Origin of the sequence: Halobaculum sp. XH14, assembly GCF_032116555.1 — an archaeon.
Classification (GTDB): Archaea; Halobacteriota; Halobacteria; order Halobacteriales; family Haloferacaceae; genus Halorarum; species Halorarum halobium.
In genome coordinates this window covers 1,795,808-1,813,702 of sequence record NZ_CP134949.1, presented here as the reverse complement: position 1 = coordinate 1,813,702, position 17,895 = coordinate 1,795,808, and the positions used below count along the sequence as shown (strand labels likewise).

Below are 17,895 nucleotides of genomic sequence, written 5' to 3'. Positions count from 1 at the left end.
CATGCAGGGACAACCCCAACAGCAGGCGTACGATCGGGGCATCACCATCTTCTCCCCGGACGGTCGCCTCTACCAGGTCGAGTACGCGCGCGAGGCGGTCAAGCGCGGCACGGCGAGCATCGGCGTCAGGACGGACGAGGGCGTCGTGCTCGCGGCGGACAAGCGGTCGCGGTCGCCGATGATGGAGCCGGCCTCCGTCGAGAAGCTGCACAAGGCCGACGACCACGTCGGCATCGCCTCGGCCGGCCACGTCGCCGACGCCCGTCAGCTCATCGACTTCGCCCGCCGGCAGGCGCAGGTCAACCGCCTGCGCTACGGCGAGCCGATGGGCATCGAGACGCTCACCAAGACCGTCACCGACCACATCCAGCAGTACACGCAGGTCGGGGGCGCACGTCCGTTCGGCGTCGCGCTCATCGTCGGCGGCATCGAGAACGGCGAGCCGCGCCTGTTCGAGACGGACCCCTCGGGAACGCCCTACGAGTGGAAGGCGCTCTCCATCGGCGCGAACCGGACCGACGTCCGGGACTACCTGGAGGAAGGGTACGAGGACGATCTGACGCTGGAGGACGGCATCGAGCTCGCACTCGGCGCGCTCGGGAAGTCGAACGACGAGGGGCTCGAACCCGACGGCGTCGGGCTGGCGACGATCGAGGCCGCCGACCCGCAGTACGTCGAGTACGACGCCGAGAGCGTCGAGAGCTACCTCGCGGAGTTCGACCTGTTGACGGCCGAGGAGGCCGAGGAGGCCGACGAGGAGGACGTCGCGGACGGCGAGGAGTCCGAGTAAACAGCTTCCCCCACGTCGGGTTCGTTGGCGGCCGTTTTCCGACCGGTGGCTTCAGGTCACGGAACCCGTAGCCGTGGGTATGACGTACGAACTCCGCGAGGGGCCACCCTCCGTCGACGACTTCCAGCGGCTCCGGGCGGCGGCGGGGATGTCGGATCGGCCACGCGCCGGCGTCGAGCGCGGCCTGTCGAAGAGCGTGTTCGCGGTCCGGGTCGTGTCCAGCCGTGACGGGAGTGAGGGTCCCGGGAAGGAGGACGGAGACGGCGGCGAGGAGAGGGGCGAGAACGACGATGCAGATCGGCGTGAGGGAGGGGACCGGGGAGACGAGATGGACCGGCAGGACGACGTGGTCGGGATGGCGCGCGTCGTCGGCGACGGCGGGTCGGTGTACCACGTCTGCGACATGGCCGTCCACCCGGACCACCAGCGGCGGGGGCTCGGGGCGAGACTGATGGACGCGGTGATGACGTTCGTCGAGGCGGACGCCCCGCCCGGCGCGTACGTGAACCTGATGGCCGACGTCGACGGTTTCTACGAGCGGTTCGGGTTCGAGGAGACGCGGCCGGCCTCGAAGGGGATGTTCTATCGGGTCGAGTGAGCGGCTCGGATCGACACCGGCCAGTCGGGCCGGTCCTCCCGTCCACTCGAGAAGACGGCGAGCGACGCCGATGTGGAGCTAGGTGAGGTAGCGTCCGCGGCCGCCTCCGACGACGCTCGCCGACGGACGACTGTTTACTCGATACAGAATAAACCTTTTGACGGCAGGGGTCGAACCCGGTCACTGATGAAAGCGATCGCGGTTCGGCGAGGGGAGACGACCCCGGAGCTCGTTCGGAAGCCACGCCCCGACCCCGGGCCCGGCGAGGCGCTGGTGCGGACCCTCAGAGTCGGCGTCGACGGGACCGACCACGAGGTGCTCGCCGGCGGCCACGGCAGCTTCCCGGACGGCGCCGACCACCTCGTGCTGGGTCACGAAGCGGTCGGCGTGGTCGTCGATCCGAACGGGACCGACCTGGAGGGGGGAGCCGTGGTCACGCCGACCGTTCGACGGCCGCCCGACGGCGAGAACGAGTACTTCGCGCGCGGCGAGGCGGACATGGCACCGGCGGGCAAGTACCACGAGCGGGGGATCAGCGGCGCGCACGGCTTCATGGCCGAGTACTTCACCAGCCCCGCGGACGCGCTCGTCTCGGTGCCCGACCGGCTCGCGGAGTGGGGCTTTCTGGTCGAACCGATCTCGATCACCGAGAAGGCAGTCGAGCACGCGCGAGCGTCCCGGTCGGCGTTCGAGTGGTCGCCCGAGTCCGCGATGGTGCTGGGCAACGGGAGCCTGGGCCTGCTCACGCTCGCGATGTTCCGCGACGACTTCGACCGGCTCTACTGTCTCGGCCGGCGCGACCGCCCCGACCCGACGATCGAGCTCATCGAGGCGCTCGAGGGAACGTACGTCGATTCGCGCGAAACGCCCGTCCCGGCGGTCGCCGACGAGTACGAGGGGATGGATCTGGTGTACGAGGCGACCGGCTACGCGAAACACGCGTTCGAGTCGGTCCACGCGCTCGCGCCGAACGGCGTGGCTGCGCTGCTAGGGGTACCCGAGGACTGGACGTTCGAGGTCGACGGCGGTGGCATCCACCGGGAACTCGTCCTCCACAACAAGGCGCTCGTGGGGTCGGTGAACTCGAACGCGAGACACTTCCGGCGCGCGGTCGACACGCTCACGGAGCTGCCGGCGTGGTTCGTCGACGACCTCGTCACGGGCGTCCACGGCGTCGACGAGTTCGAGCGAGCATTCGCGGACGACGACACCACTATCAAGACGGCCGTGGAATTCGGAACGAGATGAAGAACGTCGACGACTTGATCGAGGACGCGGCGACGCTGGCCGAACGAGGGCTCTCGAAGGGGGAGATCGCGGACGAACTCAACGTCTCGCGCGAGACGGCGTCCTGGCTGGTCGAGCGAGCGGGCGCGACGACGACCGGGACCGGGATGACCGAACCGGAAGAGGGCCGGCCCGCGGGCGGGCCGAGCGACATCCACGTCGACTGGAGCACGGTCGGGCGCGACAGCCAGCGGCTCACCTACGTCGGCCGGGCGATGGCCGACCTGCTCGAGAAGGGAGGCGAGGACGTCGACCTCACTGTCGGCATCGAGAAGGCAGGGACGCCGCTGGCGACGACCATCGCGCGGGAGCTCGACACGGATCTGGCCGCCTACGCGCCGGCGAAACACCAGTGGGAGGAGGGCGACATCGACGAGCGCGGCGGCGGCTTCTCGCGGAACTTCGCCGGCATCCGGGACCGCGAGTGCTACGTCGTCGACGACACGGTGACCAGCGGCACGACGCTCACCGAGACCGTCGAAGCGGTGAAGGAGGAAGGCGGCGACCCCGTCGCTTGCGGCGTCATCGTCGACAAGCAGGGGCTCGACGAGGTGGCCGGCGTGCCGGTCCACTCGCTCATCACGGTGGTCGGCGTCGGTCGGGACTGATCGCGTCCGACCATCCCGCTCGTCGCAACGTCTTTGAGTCGGTCCCTCCTACTGCGGGTATGACGTTCCAACCGGAAAGCGAGCTCTCGACCGAGGAGGCGAACGACCGCGTCGACGACGCGCTCGCGGGCAACGACGTCGTCCTGTTCATGAAGGGCAACCGGCTGATGCCCCAGTGTGGCTACTCGAAGCGGGCGCTCGAGCTCATCTCCGGGCACGTCGAGGAGTTCGAGACGGTCGACGTCCTCCCGGCGCTGCCGGAGTACCGGGAGGCGCTTGAGTCCCACAGCGGGTGGGAGACCATCCCGCAGACGTACGTCGAGGGCGAGTTCGTCGGGGGGAGCGACGTCCTCGCGGAGCTCGAGGAGCGCGACGAACTGGGCGCCACGCTCGCGGGCGAGGCGTAACCGGAACTGCCCCCCGTGACCCGCCGACCTGACCCGGCGGTCAGCCACGGAGGGCAGACCCTATAAGCACGGAGCACGTATCTCCCGACGAGCAGTTTCCTGACCACGGGCCGCACCGCGAACACCCCCACCTCTCGAACCAATCCATGACAGGCCGCGTATACAGACTTCACTCGACGCTCGAACTGCCGCTCGAAGACGTGGAAGCCCACTTCGACGGCGACCCCGACCTGCCCGAGGGCGTCGAGGACGTGGACATCACACGACGGAACAACACGCTCATCATCAAGGCCGTCGCCGAGGACGAGAGCCTGAGCAAGTACACTCCCACCGCCCAGCTCAAGGCCAGCGTCTCGGAGACGCGCGTCTACGAGGAGGAGCCGCCCAAGACCGGCGGCGGCTGGATGCAGGAGGAGGAAGAGGAGATTCCCAGCGAGCTCGTCGAGTTCGCCTGCTTCAAGGGCGACCGCGAGACGGTGCTCCAGAACACCGCGCTCCAGTACCCGATGTTCGAGGTGCTGCGAACCATCGCGCTGCTCTCGGAGAAGGGCACGCTGACGGCGATCACCGAGAAGGACGGCGACCTCCGCGCGACGCGGATCGTCGAGGGCGAGGAGCGCCCCGCGAGCGTCGAGGTCGTCGAGAGCCCCCGCGGCGAGGGTGCCAACGGCGGCGGCGTGAACTGGCGCGACAACAAGTTCATCTCGGACTGAATCTTCCGGCGCGGACCGGGCCCTGTGTCACGAACGGAACGCAGTCCGCGACCGTCCGACTGTTTCCCCCGACGAACTCCGTTTCCGCTGGTTCTGCCGTGAGGCTACGGCCGCCCGACGAACGTCGCGTCAGCCGACGTCCGCCCCTGATTGAACGAGAGCACCTTCGCCGAGATCACGTCGCCCTCGCTCACGCCGTCGGGAACGTCCTCCGTGAACAGCACGAACCCTTCCACCTTCCCGACCGCGACGCGGGACCCGGAGTGGTGGTCGGTGAACTCGGTGACGCCGAACTCGCAGGTGTCCCCGATGTCGACGGGCGGGTCGCGCTCACGTGCGGCCTCGTGGGCCCGCCGCGACTCCCGCCGGTCGGAGGACCCCAGCCGTCGGAACAGCAGGGCGACCAGCAGCACGAGGAGGGCTCCCCCGCCCGCGAGAAGCCAGGTCAGTTCCATCGTGGGTACCGACGCGCGCGCCGGGCCTTATCGTCCCCGGTTCGCGTTCGCACCGTCTCCGATTCGGGGTCACGTCGTCTCCGATCGGCGCTTACGCCGTCTCCGGTCCGCGTTCGCGTCGTCCCCGGTTCGCCCGAACTCAGCCGGGCCGACGACGCGCCCCGAGTTCCGAACGCCACCCGGACCACGACGTGCCGACAGTCGACCGCAGTCGCACAACCATTTCCCGCCTGGGCGTAACCGTCCGTGAGCCATTCGCTCGCCGTCCGTCGGCACTCCGCCGCCACGGCTCGACATCCCGCAAGTACACTCTTTCCGGGCACCGTTGACGGGTCGAGTTGTGTGGTAGGTAATGGCTAGCAACGATTATTTCGCGGGGGCTCCCCGCTTCGTGGCCGTTCTCGTCGGCGTCGCGCTTCTCACGGTGCTCGCGGTCGGCTCCGTCGAATCGGTCGCGGTGGCCGGCGGGGCGGGAACCGGCGCCGGGGCGCCATCAGTGCAACAGCAGGACGCGGCGACTGCCGGCGTCGAACGCGGAGCCGAACTGGCACGCGAACGCGGGGCAAACGTCTCCCAGTCGGCGGTCGATGCTGCCGCGGAGGCCGCCGCGGAGGCCGCCGCCGCGCATCCGGACGCGAACCCCGATCGGATCCGAAGCGCCGCGACCGGCGCCGCACACGGGGCGTTCTTGCAGGCACAGACGGCCGAGACCACGCAGATCCAGGCCGTGGTCGGCGGGAGCGTGCGCGGGGCGCTCGAACAGCAGCAGGACGCGACCGCCACGCAGGTCCGGAGCGCCGCCTACGGCGCGGCACACGGCTCGCTGGCCCAGCGCCAGCAGGTGACGGCCGCGCAACTGCAGAGCGTGGCCGCCGGTGCAGCGTCCGGCGCGGCCGCAAGCGCGGCGCAGAAACAGGTCACCGACGTCGGACAGATCCAGGAGGCCGCACAGGGCGCGGCCTACGGCGCGATCTCCCAGCGCCAGCAGGTGACCGTCGAGCAGCTCCAGGCCGCCGCCTACGGCGGTGCCCACGGCGCGCTCGACCGCCACGAGGAAACCGACCTCAAGCAGGTTCAGGTCGCGGCCATCGGCGGGGCGCGGGGGGCGCTCAAGGGCGCGGTGAGCCAGCGACAGAGCGTCACCGTCGAACAGATCCAGTCGGCCGCGATGGGCGGAGCCTCCGGCGCGCTGTTCCAGGCCCAGCGGGTGACCGTCGAGCAGATCCAGATCGCCGCCGAAGGTGCCGCCAGGGGTGCCTGCGAGCGGGCCGCCCGGCGGCAGGTGGTCGACGTCGAGCAGGTCCAGTCGGCCGCCAGGGGTGCCGCACACGGCGCGCTCACGCAGGCACAGGCGGTGAGCGTCACGCAGATACAGCGCGCCGCCAGGGGCGCTGCGGGCGGCGCGCTCGAACAGTACCAGTCCGCCTCCGTCGAGCAACTGCAGTTCGCTGCACGCGGCGCGGCACGCGGTGCGGTGTCGACCCAGCGCACCGACGTGCGGCAGGTTCAGCGGGCCGCCAGCGGTGCCGCGACCGGCGCGCTCCAGCAGGCCCAGTCGGCCACCGTCGAGCAGGTGCAGTACGCGGCTCGGGGCGCCTCCGCGGGCGTCCTCGCCCAGCGGCAGTCGGTCGAACTCAAGCAGGCACAGGCCGCGGCGTTCGGTGCCGCGGACGGTGCGGTCGGGCGTGCTGTTCAGCGCCAGTCCGTCGACGTGGAACTGGTCCAGTACGCGGCCCACGGCGCGGCCGAGGGTGCGCTGGCCCAACGGACGCGGATCACCGTCGAGCAGACCCAGTCCATCGCGAGCGGCGCGGCCGACGGGGCGCTCCGGCAGGTCCAGCGCGTCACCGTCGAACAGGTCCAGCGGGCGGCGTCCGGCGCGGCATCGGGCGCCGCGACGAGCGCGTCCCAGCGAACCGAGGTCACGGTCGAGCAACTGCAGGCCGCAGCGAGCGGCGCGGCCGAAGGCTCGCTGACGCAGGTACAACGGGTGTCGATCGTGCAGATACAGGCGGCCGCGAGCGGCGCGGCACGCGGCGCGCTCGTCCAGTACACGCAAGTTTCGGTCGAGCAGATACAGTCGGCCGCGCTCGGGGCGGCGGCCGGCGGGGTCCAGATACAGCAGGTGACGATCGTGCAGATCCAGGTCGTGACCCGGAGCGCGGCCTCGGGTGCACTTTCACAGAGCGTGACCGCGAGCGCGGTCCAGATCCGGGGCGCCGCCGAGGGTGCCTGTCGCGGCATCCTCCGCCAGTCGGGGGAGCTCACGATCCGGCAGTCGCAGTATCTCGGCTGGCTCGAATCGGCCGGCGCCGCCCAGTCGGCGGCATCGGAGGGGATCACCGACGTGAGTCAGATCGTGCGGAACGCCGAAAGCGCGAGCAGCAACGCCTCCGCCCCCGAGGACGAGTTCGAGGCGGACGTCTCCTTCGAGGATCAGGACTCCGACGGGACGACGGTCACGATCGACTCCGTGACGCTCCCGGAGGGCGGGTTCGTCGCGGTCCGCAACGACGAACTCGACGAGAGCGATCCGCTCGACGTCGTCGGCGTCTCGTCGTACCTGGAGGCGGGAACCCACGACAACGTCACCGTCGAACTGTTCGACGTCGCGGGACGGGAGTTCGACGAGTCCGCGCTGACGGCGGACCGAACGCTCTCTGCGGTCCCGCACTTCGACACCGACGGGGACGAGGAGTTCACGTACGTCGAGTCCGCGGGCGACGCTGACGAACCCTACGTCGAGGACGGCGCGCCCGCCGGCGACGACGCGGAGATATCGATCGATCAGGCGAACCTCACCGCGAGACTGAACGTCTCCGACCAGCCCGCCGCCGACACGGTCGTCGTCGACGACGCGACCCTCTCGGCCGGCGGCTTCGTCGCCATCCACTCGGACGAGTTCTCGCCCGAGGACGTCGAGGCGGGAACCCTCAGGGACGGAATCCTCGGCGTCTCCGAGTACGTCGAGCCCGGAGCGGACGGTGAACTCACCGTCGAGTTGAACGAGTCGGTGAACGGATCGACGACCGTGTTCGCGGTCGCGTACCGCGACACGGACGGGGACGGCGAGTTCGAGTACGTCGACAGCGGCGGCGAGGTCGACGCGCCGTACCTCGAGGACGAACTGCCCGTGTTCGAGCAGGTCGAGTTGCTCGGGCCGGACACGAACGAGACCCAAAACGTGACCGACGACGGGCCGACGGACGCGACCGCCGACGCATCGCTCGAGGTCGGAAACCAGACGGACGACGGGACGACGCTCACCGTCGAGAACGCGTCGGCGACGACCGAGTTCGCCGTGACGGTCGATCGGAACGGGACCGTGCTGAACGAGTCCGAACCCGTGGCGGCGAACGGGACGTTCGCCGGGCCGCTGGTCCTCGACCCCCCGCTCGGGGGGAACGCGACGCTCACGGTGGCGGTCGTCGACGCGGGGAACGGCTCGGAACTGGCCACCGAGACGATTTCCTACACGGTCGCGGAGACCACCGACGCGGAGCCGAACGCGACCGTCTCGTTCGGGAACCAGACGACGAACGGCACGGCCGTCACCGTGGACTCGGTGACCCTCCCCGACGGCGGGTTCGTCGCCATCCGTGACGCGACCGGTGGCGACGACGGAGCAGGGCTCATCATCGGCGTCTCCGCGTACCTCGACGCCGGGACGAGCGGGAACGTCAGCGTCGAACTGACGGATCCGCTCACCGAGAATCGCTCGCTGCTCGCCGTCGCGTATCGGGACGCCGACGGGAACGGGACGCTCGACGTTCCGGTGACGAACGATTCGGCCGACGGCCCGTACCTCGACGCCGGCGAGCCGGTCACGGACGAGGCGTTCGTGACCGTCCTCGGCACCGAGACGGCCGATAACGAGACCGCCGCGAACGAGACGGACGGTGTCGAGACGCCGAACGAAACGGCGGCCGGCGTCACCGAACTCGACGCGTGTGGCGTGATCGACGAGCCGGGTCGCTACGTGCTGACGGCGAACGTGACCGACAGCGAGGCGTCCAGTTGCGTCACGATCAACGCGAGCGACGTCGTCCTCGACGGGGACGGTCACGCGCTCGACGGCGTCGGAACGAACGGGTCCGTCGGCGTGTGGATCCGCCAGTCGGACGGCGAGGACACCGAGAACGTCACCGTCCGGGATGTCGTCGCGACCGACTGGGGGACCGGAATCGGCCAACCCGAGTTCGAGTCCGGCAACCTCGTCGGCGTCAGCGTCGTCGACGCCACGGTGTCCGAAAACGAGTACGGCATCTACCTCACTGACGCGAACGGGGCGACGGTCTCAGACTCGATCGTCCGGGAGAACGCGTTCCACGGCGTCATTCTCCGGGATTTCGGGGCCAGCGCGGTGCTCTCGGACAACGTGATCCGGTCGAACGGTGAGAGCGGACTCACGCTGTTCGAGGGCGGCTCCGGTGCCCAGGTCACGGGCAACCTGATCGAGAACAACGCCGGAGTCGGGATCGACACGAACAACGACGTGAACGACCTGGAGATCACGGACAATCACATCAGCGGGAACGCGGACGACGGCCTGGACCTCGACGAATCGGACGGGGTCACCGTCCGCGACAACACCGTGAGCGACAACGCCGAGCACGGCATCGACGGGCAGGACCTCGCGGACCTGACGGTCGCCGGGAACGTCATCGAGGGGAACGACGGCGACGGGATCGCGCTCGTCTCCGTGGCGGGAGCGCTACTCGACAACCGCGTCTCGAACAGCGGCGGGGCGGACCTCTCGACCGCGACCATCTCGTCGGGCGATCTGAGCGTCTCGAACCTCTCGCTCACGAGCGCGACGGTCGGCTTCGACGAGGGACGGAACGTCGCGCTGGACGCCGTCGAATCGCCGCCCGAGGACCCCGAGAACGCGACGAACGTCGGCGAGTACGTCGCCGTGAACGCGACCGACGACGACGCCAGCGTCGCGCTGCGGGTGCAGTACTCGGAGGACGCGCTGGAGACGGCGAACCTGACGGCCGCGTCCCTGCGGCTCTGGCAGTACCAGGACGCGACGGGCTGGACGCCGCTGACCGGTCCAAACGCGTCCGAGGGATCGACGAACGTCGTGACCGCGACGGTCACCTCGTCCGGAATCGTCGCGCCGCTCGGAACGACCGCGCGGCCAGCAGCCGAACCGAACGCCACGCTGGTCGTCGCCGATCAGGTCGGGAACGGGACGGCGCTGACCGTGGGGAACGCGACCGCGACGGTCGAGTACGTCGTCACCGCGAGCGAGGGCGGACGGGTCCTCGGAGAGACGGACTCACTGCCGGCAAACGAGTCGTTCGCGGGCAACATCACGCTCGATCCGCCGATCGAGGCGAACGCGACGGTCGACGTCGCGGTGGTCGACGCCGACACCGGCGCGGAACTGACCGCCGCGACGGTCGAGTACACCGTCGAGGCGGCCGAGCCGCTCGAAAGCGTCGACGCGACGGTGGTCAACGGGACGGTCGAACTCGAGAACCCGAACGACGTGGCCGTCCTCGTGACCGTCACCGACGGCGACGGGGAGCTCCGAACGGTCACCGTCGGACCCGGCGCGACCGGGACGGTTGCGGACCTTCAGCCCGGCGATTACACGGTCACCGCCGAGACGGAGGACGGGACGAGCGTCCCCGTGAACGGCCAGTCCGAAGCGACTGTGACGATCGAAGCCGTCGAAACCCCGGCGGGAACCGGGACCACGACGACCGCCCCCGGAACGCCGACCGCGACCGACTCGCCGACGGCGACCGAGTCACCGACACCAACCGACTCGCCGACGCCGACTGAAGCGCCGACCCCGACCGAATCACCGACCCCGGCGGCGACGCCGACCGAGCAACCGACCCCGGAACCGACCGAATCGCCCGTCGAAACTGCCACGCCGGACCCGACGGACGGCGAACCGGCGGTCGGAACGTCGCTCGACGGGGACCGTGAACTCCCGCTCGTCGCCGGAATCGCGCTCGTCGCGGTCGCCCCGCTCCTGGGGCGGCGGCGGTAGCCGTCGTCAGGCCGGCCGAACCAGTTTCGACCCGCCGCGTTCGGTTTCGGGGTTCGAGGCGGCAACTCCGAGGGGTCGCGCCGAGGGAACGCCGAAGGGGAGGGCACCGTCGTCGGTCACAAGACCTTTCACGGTGTAATTACATCTCATTATCATGGCGCAGGAGTTTCCCGACTACCTGAACGTCGATTACGGTGACGGAGACGGCGAAAGTCCCGAGGACTACCCATCGCTGGAGCACAAGATCGAGAAGGCGATCGAGGTGACGAAGACGGGTCTCGAGGAGTACGAGAACCCCGCCGTCATGTGGACCGGCGGCAAGGACTCGACGTTGACGCTCTACTTCGTCAAGGAGGTCTGTGAACAGTTCGACCTCGAACTGCCGCCGACGGTGTTCATCGACCACTTCCAGCACTTCGAGCAGATCCACGACTTCGTCGACCACTGGGCCGACGAGTGGGACCTCGAGGTCATCTACGCGCGCAACGAGGACGTCGGCGACTACGTCGACGCGAACGGGCTCGAACCGGGCGACGACGTCCCCGTCTCCGAGCTCTCGGAGCACAACCGGCACCACGTCCGCGACATCCTCGAGTACGAGGAGGACACGTTCCCGTTCCTGCTCGACACGTACGTCGGCAACCACCTGCTCAAGACGGTGGCGCTGAACGACGCGCTCGAGGAGTACGAGATCGACGGCATCCTCTCGGGCGTCCGCTGGGACGAACAGGAGGCCCGCGCGGACGAGACGTTCTTCTCGCCGCGACACGACCCCGAGATCTACCCGCCCCACGACCGCATCCAGCCGATCCTCCACTTCGACGAGCGCTCCGTGTGGGACGCATTCTGGCACTTCGTCCTCCCGGAGACGGTCGAGGGCTACCCCGAGGGCCACGTCCCGCAGTCCGACACCGACCTCCCCGACGGCATGACCCAGGCCGACGTGCCGATCTCCCCCAAGTACTTCGCCGGCTTCCGCTCGCTCGGGAGCGAAGTGAGCACCGAGAAGTCCGCGGAGAACCCCGCCTGGCTCCAGGACATCGAGAACACGACCGAGCGCGCGGGCCGGGCCCAGGACAAGGAGGACCTCATGGAGCGCCTCCGCGACCTGGGCTACATGTAGGCCGGCGACGCCCACAGCGGCTCGAAGGCCCCGGTTCCGCTCCGATCACGGTCCCGTTCTCATCGCGAGTCGCGCCGTACACGCACGTCCCACTAGCCTTCGACGGGAACGCGTGTCCAGTCGGCACCCTCACCGTCCTGACCGTCGGCCTTCGACCCTAGTCGCTCGATCCTCTCCTCCAGCGACGGGTGCGTCGAGAGCAGTCGAGCGAGCGCGCGAGACTCCTCGGTCGTCGGAACACGCCGGCCGAACGGCCCGGGATCTCCCGTCGACCCCTCGATCTTCCGGAGCGCGCTGGCGAGCGCGAGCGGCCGGCCCGTGACCTCGATGGCGCGGTCGTCGGCGGCGAACTCGCGGCGGCGGGCGTACGCACGCACGAGCAGCGTGAGGGCAACGAACAGCACGACTACTCCGTCCTCGAGCGTCGTCCGGAGCCGCCAGGGGACCGTCCGCTTCCACTTCGTCGGGGTGCCGTACAGCAGTGCGAGCCCCGCCGCGAACCCCCGGAGGAGGAACGCCGGGAGCGCGACCGCGAGCGCGACGACGCCCACGAGCGTGTGGACGACGCTGTACGCGAGACTCTGGGACAGCCCGTCAGCGGCCTCAAGATGGGCGAACTCGTGTGCGAGCACGGCCTCGAACTCGGGTTCGGTCAGCAGCGTGAACAGCGAGCGGTCGACGACCAGCGCGGGCGAGCGGCCGCCCAGCGCCAGCGCGTTCGGCTCGCCGAGTCGGGCGACGTAGACGGTCAGCGTCTCCACGTCCATCGACTCCGCGAGCCCGTCACAGAGCGCGTGCAGTCTCGGGGCGCGCGAGCGGGGGAGCGCCAGCGCGTTCAGCCCCGACAGGACGCTTCCGGTGCCGAACCTGTAGGTCAGATACCCCGACACGAGCGTGATCGCGGCGAGCGCTGCGAGGGCGGTGATCGGGTCTGGCCGGTTCGCCCAGACGTACCGGAGCGCGACCCAGAGAGCGAGCCCCAGTGCCACTGAGACGAACAGCGTCAGGACGCCCGCCACCGCGAGCAGGAAGCGGTGTCCGTCGGACCGGCCTTCCATGACACAGCCTACGGGCCAGCACTGTGAAATCGTATCGGTACCCCGGGCCGCCAGCGAACCCGAGCCTCGGAGTCGGCGTCGGTGCGTCCCGGAACCGCCATCGGTAAATCACGAACGCCCCGTAGACGTCGTATGACCGAACCGGGCCGCGACTCGGAACCCGAGGATTCGACCGGGACGTCGGACGGCGCGTGGGTGAGCCTCTTTTCCGGGGGGAAGGACTCCTCGTGGGCACTGTACTGCGCGCTGGAGCGGGGCCTGCCCGTCGAGCGACTGCTGACGGTCCATCCGGACGGCGATTCGTACATGTACCACGTCCCGGAGACGAAGCTCGCCGGGCTGGCCGCCGAGAGCGTCGGCATCCCGCTCGTCGAGGTCGAGCCGGACGACTTCGAGGCGGGCGAGGCCGTCGACGCCGGCGAACAGGGCGACGCCGAACTGGAGCCGATGGAGGCGGCGCTGCTCGAACTTCGTTCGTCGCTCCCGCTCGCCGGCGTCACGGCCGGGGCGGTCGAGAGCGAGTTTCAGACCGCACGGATCGAGGCGATGTGTGAAAGACTGGGAATCGACCTCTTCGCGCCGCTCTGGCAGCGGGACCCCGTGGAACTCGGCGAGGCGATGCTGGCTGCGGGATTCGAGATCACGATCCTGCAGGTCGCTGCCGCGGGCCTCGACGAGTCCTGGCTCGGGCGGACGCTCGACGGCGACGCGCTGGCGGAGCTCGTGGAGTTGAACGAGGAGTACGGCGTCCACGTGCTCGGCGAGGGGGGCGAGTTCGAGACGTTCGTGACCGACGGTCCACACATGAGGAACCCGATCGAGTTGACCTACGACGAGGAGTGGGACGGGACCCGCGGTCGGATCCGTGTGACGGACGCGAGGCTCCGCTGATCGGCGAGTTCGGCATCGGAGAACTCCCGGTCGAGATCCGTTTTCGCGGCCGTTCGACTAGATCCCGTTTGTGAGATGTGAGTGCGCGCCGATGAGCGCGCCGGCCAGGTCGAGCCCGGTCACGGACGTCTCCTCGTCGATGATGGAGCGGCGGATGTCGGCGTTCTCGATGGTGGCGTTGGGGAACACGACGGTCTCGTCGAGCGAGGAGTCGACGACCTCCGCGTCAGCCATCACGAACACGTTCTCCCCGAGCGTCGAGTTCGTCACGGTCGCGTCGGCGTGGACGAAGTTCTCGCCCCCGAGCTTCCACGCGACCGAGTCGAGGTACGCCTCCGGCGTGCCGATGTCGAACCACGCGCCGTCGAAGGTGAACGCGTACACGTCCGTCCGGTTCTGGAGCCACTGGATGAACCACCCCGGCTCGTCCGGGTTGTTGCCGTCGGCGAGATACGTTTCGAGCAGGTCCAGCGTCTCCCGGGGGTAGGCGTAGCAGGCGATGGAGACGAGCGTGCTGTTCGGGTCGTCGGGCTTCTCCTGGAAGTCGACGACGCGGTCGTCGTCGAGTTCGACGAGTCCGTACTCCTTCGCGCGCTCGCGGGAGCCCACGTCGTAGGCCGCGATCGTCGGCTCGCCCTTCCGCTCGAAGTAGTCGACGAAGTCCGCGACGTCGAACGAGAGCAGGTTGTCGCCGGCCACGACGAGCAGGTCGTCGTCGACGCCCTCTCGGTCGACGAGCTGGGCGAGCGCGCCGACGACGCCGAACTTCTCGGACTCCTCGGAGGTGTCCTCGATGGAGAGGGTGGGCTTCTCGAACGTGGCCTCGGCGAGGTACTCCTCGAAGCGCTCGGCGAAGCGCTCGTTGGTCGAGACGAACACCTCGTCGATCCGCTCGTCGGCCTCGAGGTCCGCGAAGATCTGGTCGATGACCGTACCCTCACCGACCGGGAGGAACATCTTGGGCCGATGGCGGGTGATCGGCCAGAGACGCGTGGCGTAGCCGCCGGCGAGTACCACTGCCTTCATGACTTGGAAGTCCGCGTGGCCGGTTAAGGTCTTTTTCCTCTCGCGTGCCGGGTGTCGAAAGCGTCACGGTCGTCCACGGCTACCACGCTCGTATGCCCGAGCGGACCACGCGCGAGCGGATCGCCGACGACCTCCGTGCGGAGGCGCTGACGGCGCCGGAGCTGTCGGCCCGCCTCGCCGTTCCCACGGCACAGGTGTACGATCACGTCCGTCACGTCGCCCGCTCGCTGGACGAGGAGGAACTGCTGGTCGCGCCCCCCGAGTGTCGTGACTGCGGGTTCTCCGGGTTCGATGACCCGGCGAACGCGCCGTCCCGGTGTCCGGACTGCCGGAGCGAGAGCCTCACGGACGCCACCTTCACCATCGACTGATTCGGATTTCCCCCTCGAAACGGCCTCGGCCGAGATCGGCGTTCCCCGGGGTGCCGGTCACGTGTATACGTGGAGGATTTAACCCCGGGTTACGTACGCCGACGGGATGGCACTCGAGACCCGTACGGTCTTTGCCCTCATCGGGGGGACGTTCCTCCTGCTCGGGATCGGACTCCACGCGAACGATCGGACCGGATCGGGGCTCCTCTGTTTCACGATCGGGTTCGTGTTTTCGGGTGGCTGGGCGTTTCTCGGCATGGCACTGGCCCAGCAGGGGGTCGGAACGACGCCGCCAAAGACCTACCTTTCCGGGGGGATGGCTGCGGTCACGCTGGCGCTTTATTTTGGAATCCGGACTCACGAAACCTTGTTCGACCGATGAACCCCGAATCTTCGACGGTAGCAGTCACATACCGGCATACTGCGCGGCGATGTGTATGTATTGATTCCTCATGAGTGGAATCCACAAGCTTAAGTATGACATCCAATAACGGAGTTCCGTATGTCCGACAGTCAGACCGATTCGAACCGCCGCCGATTCCTCAAGGGAACCGGTGCAGCCGCCGTCTCGCTGGGCCTCGCAGGGTGCAGCCAGGGGGGCGACAGCACGCCGACGGACGAGCCGACGCCGACGGAGGAGCAGACGCCGACCGACAGTAACGTCGACGAGAGCGACATCACCACGGGCGGGAACTTCCGCGTCGGGATGTCCCAGGCCCCGGCCGGGCTCAACGTGCTCAACACGAACTCCGCCTATTCGAGCGTCATCCTCAATCAGGTGTTCGAGTATGGCACCGCGACGGACCCGGTCACGACCTCCGTCCGTCCCAACGTCTTCTCCGAGTGGGAGTTCGAGGAGCTCGACGAAACCGGCGAGAACGACCAGCCGAACGTCCTCGTCCGCATCAACGTCCAGGACGGACTCACGTTCAACGACGGGAGCGAGCTCTCCGTCTCGGACGTCGTGTTCTCGTACAACTACGTCATGGAGCAGGAGCCGGGCGCGTTCGTCTCCTACATCGACCCGATCACGGAGGTCGTGGAGTCTGACGGCGACTGGGACGTCGAGATGACGCTGGCCCAGCCGCTGGGGACCTACGACTCGACGCAGCTCGGTAACATTCCGATCCTGGCGGAGAAGGAATGGTCCGACGTCTCCGACTACCAGCAGTACCAGCCTCGCCCCGGCAACGAGGGCGAACTCCTCGGCCTCGGCCCGGGCGTCGTCACCCGCTACGAGCCCGACACCACCATCGAGATCAGCTACGCCGAGCGGGAGGGCGACTACACGCTCTCGAGTCTCGACTGGCGCGAGGACGTCAACGGCCTCATCAACGGCGGCCCGTTCGTCGACGCCATCCGCATCTTCGTCTACGGGAGCCAGAGCGCGCTGAACCAGGCGTTCCTCAACGGCGAACTCGACACGATGTACGAGGGCATCTCGCCGAGTTCCCGCATCCCGGACGTGGAGGAGGCGGAGGGACTGAGCCTCGTCGACGGGTACGACACGGGCTACTCCCACTACTCGTTCAACCTCCGGAACGCCCCCCTCGATGACATCACGTTCCGGCAGATGCTCGGCTTCGCGTACGACGAGGTGTACGCGGTCGACCGCCTCGCACAGGGGTACGCGCAGGCGGGCGACTTCGTCATGCCGCCCGGCTACAAGCAGGTTCGCCCGGACGGGGCCGACGACGTCGAGGTGCTCAACTCCCCGGCCGCGGAGGTGTTCTCCTTCCGTCAGTCCGGTCCAGGCGTCGTGGACGTCGAAGGCGTTCGCTCGTTCCTCACCGAGGGGCAGGCTGTCACCGGCGAGTCCGGCACGTTCGTCGGCCAGGACTACCCCGGCAGCATGTCCGACGTCTCGGCGAGCCAGACGGAGTCGAAATACGACTACTCGTTCGGGCCGGTCGAGTCCGACATCCTCGCGGACGCGGAGACCGAACAGGAGATCCGCGTCGACGGGCAGACGCTGACCGAACTTCGCGGCGGCGACCCGCTCGTGTTCTACATCAACCCGGCGGACAACGCGCCCCAGGCCGCCCAGATGATGGAGAACTTCATCAACCAGCTCCAGCAGATCGGGATTCCGGTTCAGCGCGAGGTCAACACGTTCAACACGATGCTGACGCGCGTGTACGTCGAGGAGGACTTCGACCTGTTTCCGATGGGCTGGGTCAACCTCTCGCCGTTCGCAGTCAGCACGCTGTACGGGCTGTTCCACAGCTCCCAGGCCGACGACCACTCGGAGGGTAACTCCGAGACGTCGCTCAACAACCCGATGGGCTACGGGCTGTTCGAGGACGCCGGCGCGGACGACCTCATCGAGGAGGCGCGCAGCGAGATGGACGCCGACACGCGCAACCAGCTGGCACGGGAGGCCGTCGAGAAGATCTACCTCGACTTCCCGACGATGGTCACGACCTACAACGTGACCAAGTGGCCGGTCAACTCCGCGAACTGGGGCGGCTTCGTCGGCAACATCCCCGGTCCCGGCTCCACGTACCTCGGCTGGCAGTTCCAGCAGGTCCACCAGGCCGAGTAGCCTCACAGCCCCG

Annotated in this window: 15 protein-coding genes; 12 read left to right on the top strand and 3 right to left on the bottom strand. The window is 68.7% G+C overall.

Annotated features, from left to right (window positions below; translation table 11 throughout):
• Position 1 precedes the first annotated feature (1 nt).
• The 6 genes from psmA (at position 2) to RJT50_RS09265 (ending at position 4,403) form a co-directional block, all read left to right on the top strand.
• Positions 2-790: an archaeal proteasome endopeptidase complex subunit alpha gene (psmA, locus tag RJT50_RS09290; RefSeq protein WP_313690964.1), complete on the top strand. Its 789-nt coding sequence runs from the start codon at positions 2-4 to the stop codon at positions 788-790.
• Positions 791-869: 79 nt separating this feature from the next.
• Positions 870-1,388 carry a GNAT family N-acetyltransferase gene (locus tag RJT50_RS09285; RefSeq protein WP_313690963.1) on the top strand — a complete coding sequence of 173 codons (519 nt, stop codon included), beginning with the start codon at positions 870-872 and terminating at the stop codon, positions 1,386-1,388.
• A gap of 186 nt (positions 1,389-1,574) precedes the next feature.
• Complete coding sequence (locus tag RJT50_RS09280; protein ID WP_313690962.1) at positions 1,575-2,636, top strand: glucose 1-dehydrogenase; 1,062 nt, start codon at positions 1,575-1,577, stop codon at positions 2,634-2,636.
• A complete protein-coding gene (gene gfcR / locus RJT50_RS09275) occupies positions 2,633-3,283 on the top strand; it encodes a transcriptional regulator GfcR (protein ID WP_313690961.1) in 651 nt (216 codons plus the stop codon). The genes RJT50_RS09280 and gfcR overlap by 4 nt, the downstream gene beginning before the upstream one ends.
• A gap of 59 nt (positions 3,284-3,342) precedes the next feature.
• Positions 3,343-3,690, top strand: coding sequence for a glutaredoxin family protein (locus RJT50_RS09270; protein WP_313690960.1), 348 nt, complete (start codon positions 3,343-3,345; stop codon positions 3,688-3,690).
• 146 nt (positions 3,691-3,836) lie between these two features.
• Positions 3,837-4,403, top strand: coding sequence for a DUF7110 family protein (locus RJT50_RS09265; RefSeq protein WP_313690959.1), 567 nt, complete (start codon positions 3,837-3,839; stop codon positions 4,401-4,403).
• 104 nt (positions 4,404-4,507) lie between these two features.
• Here the strand turns inward: RJT50_RS09265 and RJT50_RS09260 are convergent, their stop codons facing one another.
• Positions 4,508-4,858, bottom strand: a complete 351-nt coding sequence (locus tag RJT50_RS09260) for a hypothetical protein (protein WP_313690958.1) — start codon at positions 4,856-4,858, stop codon at positions 4,508-4,510.
• Between the two features lie 352 nt (positions 4,859-5,210).
• Between RJT50_RS09260 and RJT50_RS09255 the strand changes: the two genes are divergently transcribed.
• Both RJT50_RS09255 and RJT50_RS09250 read left to right on the top strand, forming a co-directional pair.
• Positions 5,211-10,868: a DUF7282 domain-containing protein gene (locus RJT50_RS09255; protein WP_313690956.1), complete on the top strand. Its 5,658-nt coding sequence runs from the start codon at positions 5,211-5,213 to the stop codon at positions 10,866-10,868.
• A 154-nt stretch (positions 10,869-11,022) separates the two neighbouring features.
• Positions 11,023-11,991 (top strand): phosphoadenosine phosphosulfate reductase family protein, encoded by a 969-nt coding sequence (locus tag RJT50_RS09250; RefSeq protein WP_313690954.1) that lies wholly within the window; start codon positions 11,023-11,025, stop codon positions 11,989-11,991.
• A 92-nt stretch (positions 11,992-12,083) separates the two neighbouring features.
• On the opposite strand, the gene RJT50_RS09245 is transcribed toward RJT50_RS09250, so the two are convergent.
• Positions 12,084-13,049: a M48 family metallopeptidase gene (locus RJT50_RS09245; RefSeq protein WP_313690952.1), complete on the bottom strand. Its 966-nt coding sequence runs from the start codon at positions 13,047-13,049 to the stop codon at positions 12,084-12,086.
• A 132-nt stretch (positions 13,050-13,181) separates the two neighbouring features.
• On the opposite strand from RJT50_RS09245, the gene RJT50_RS09240 reads away from it, so the two are divergent.
• On the top strand, positions 13,182-13,940 hold the full coding sequence (locus RJT50_RS09240) for a diphthine--ammonia ligase (protein WP_313690951.1): 759 nt from the start codon (positions 13,182-13,184) through the stop codon (positions 13,938-13,940).
• Between the two features lie 57 nt (positions 13,941-13,997).
• On the opposite strand, the gene RJT50_RS09235 is transcribed toward RJT50_RS09240, so the two are convergent.
• Positions 13,998-14,966: a nucleotidyltransferase family protein gene (locus tag RJT50_RS09235; protein ID WP_313690950.1), complete on the bottom strand. Its 969-nt coding sequence runs from the start codon at positions 14,964-14,966 to the stop codon at positions 13,998-14,000.
• A 92-nt stretch (positions 14,967-15,058) separates the two neighbouring features.
• On the opposite strand from RJT50_RS09235, the gene RJT50_RS09230 reads away from it, so the two are divergent.
• The 3 genes from RJT50_RS09230 (at position 15,059) to RJT50_RS09220 (ending at position 17,882) form a co-directional block, all read left to right on the top strand.
• Positions 15,059-15,337 (top strand): transcriptional regulator, encoded by a 279-nt coding sequence (locus tag RJT50_RS09230; RefSeq protein WP_313690949.1) that lies wholly within the window; start codon positions 15,059-15,061, stop codon positions 15,335-15,337.
• A gap of 106 nt (positions 15,338-15,443) precedes the next feature.
• Positions 15,444-15,719: a hypothetical protein gene (locus tag RJT50_RS09225; protein ID WP_313690948.1), complete on the top strand. Its 276-nt coding sequence runs from the start codon at positions 15,444-15,446 to the stop codon at positions 15,717-15,719.
• Positions 15,720-15,839: 120 nt separating this feature from the next.
• On the top strand, positions 15,840-17,882 hold the full coding sequence (locus tag RJT50_RS09220; protein WP_313690947.1) for an ABC transporter substrate-binding protein: 2,043 nt from the start codon (positions 15,840-15,842) through the stop codon (positions 17,880-17,882).
• The last annotated feature ends 13 nt before the right edge of the window (positions 17,883-17,895 follow it).

What these genes read in the sequence shown, in the direction of transcription:
- gfcR (WP_313690961.1), top strand. Translation starts at nt 2,633, where the DNA reads ATGAAGAACGTCGACGACTTGATCGAGGACGCGGCGACGCTGGCCGAA.
- RJT50_RS09280 (WP_313690962.1), top strand. Translation starts at nt 1,575, where the DNA reads ATGAAAGCGATCGCGGTTCGGCGAGGGGAGACGACCCCGGAGCTCGTT.
- RJT50_RS09245 (WP_313690952.1), bottom strand. Translation starts at nt 13,049, where the DNA reads ATGGAAGGCCGGTCCGACGGACACCGCTTCCTGCTCGCGGTGGCGGGC.
- RJT50_RS09235 (WP_313690950.1), bottom strand. Translation starts at nt 14,966, where the DNA reads ATGAAGGCAGTGGTACTCGCCGGCGGCTACGCCACGCGTCTCTGGCCG.
- RJT50_RS09250 (WP_313690954.1), top strand. Translation starts at nt 11,023, where the DNA reads ATGGCGCAGGAGTTTCCCGACTACCTGAACGTCGATTACGGTGACGGA.
- RJT50_RS09260 (WP_313690958.1), bottom strand. Translation starts at nt 4,858, where the DNA reads ATGGAACTGACCTGGCTTCTCGCGGGCGGGGGAGCCCTCCTCGTGCTG.
- RJT50_RS09265 (WP_313690959.1), top strand. Translation starts at nt 3,837, where the DNA reads ATGACAGGCCGCGTATACAGACTTCACTCGACGCTCGAACTGCCGCTC.
- RJT50_RS09225 (WP_313690948.1), top strand. Translation starts at nt 15,444, where the DNA reads ATGGCACTCGAGACCCGTACGGTCTTTGCCCTCATCGGGGGGACGTTC.
- RJT50_RS09255 (WP_313690956.1), top strand. Translation starts at nt 5,211, where the DNA reads ATGGCTAGCAACGATTATTTCGCGGGGGCTCCCCGCTTCGTGGCCGTT.
- RJT50_RS09270 (WP_313690960.1), top strand. Translation starts at nt 3,343, where the DNA reads ATGACGTTCCAACCGGAAAGCGAGCTCTCGACCGAGGAGGCGAACGAC.
- RJT50_RS09230 (WP_313690949.1), top strand. Translation starts at nt 15,059, where the DNA reads ATGCCCGAGCGGACCACGCGCGAGCGGATCGCCGACGACCTCCGTGCG.
- RJT50_RS09240 (WP_313690951.1), top strand. Translation starts at nt 13,182, where the DNA reads ATGACCGAACCGGGCCGCGACTCGGAACCCGAGGATTCGACCGGGACG.
- RJT50_RS09220 (WP_313690947.1), top strand. Translation starts at nt 15,840, where the DNA reads ATGTCCGACAGTCAGACCGATTCGAACCGCCGCCGATTCCTCAAGGGA.
- RJT50_RS09285 (WP_313690963.1), top strand. Translation starts at nt 870, where the DNA reads ATGACGTACGAACTCCGCGAGGGGCCACCCTCCGTCGACGACTTCCAG.
- psmA (WP_313690964.1), top strand. Translation starts at nt 2, where the DNA reads ATGCAGGGACAACCCCAACAGCAGGCGTACGATCGGGGCATCACCATC.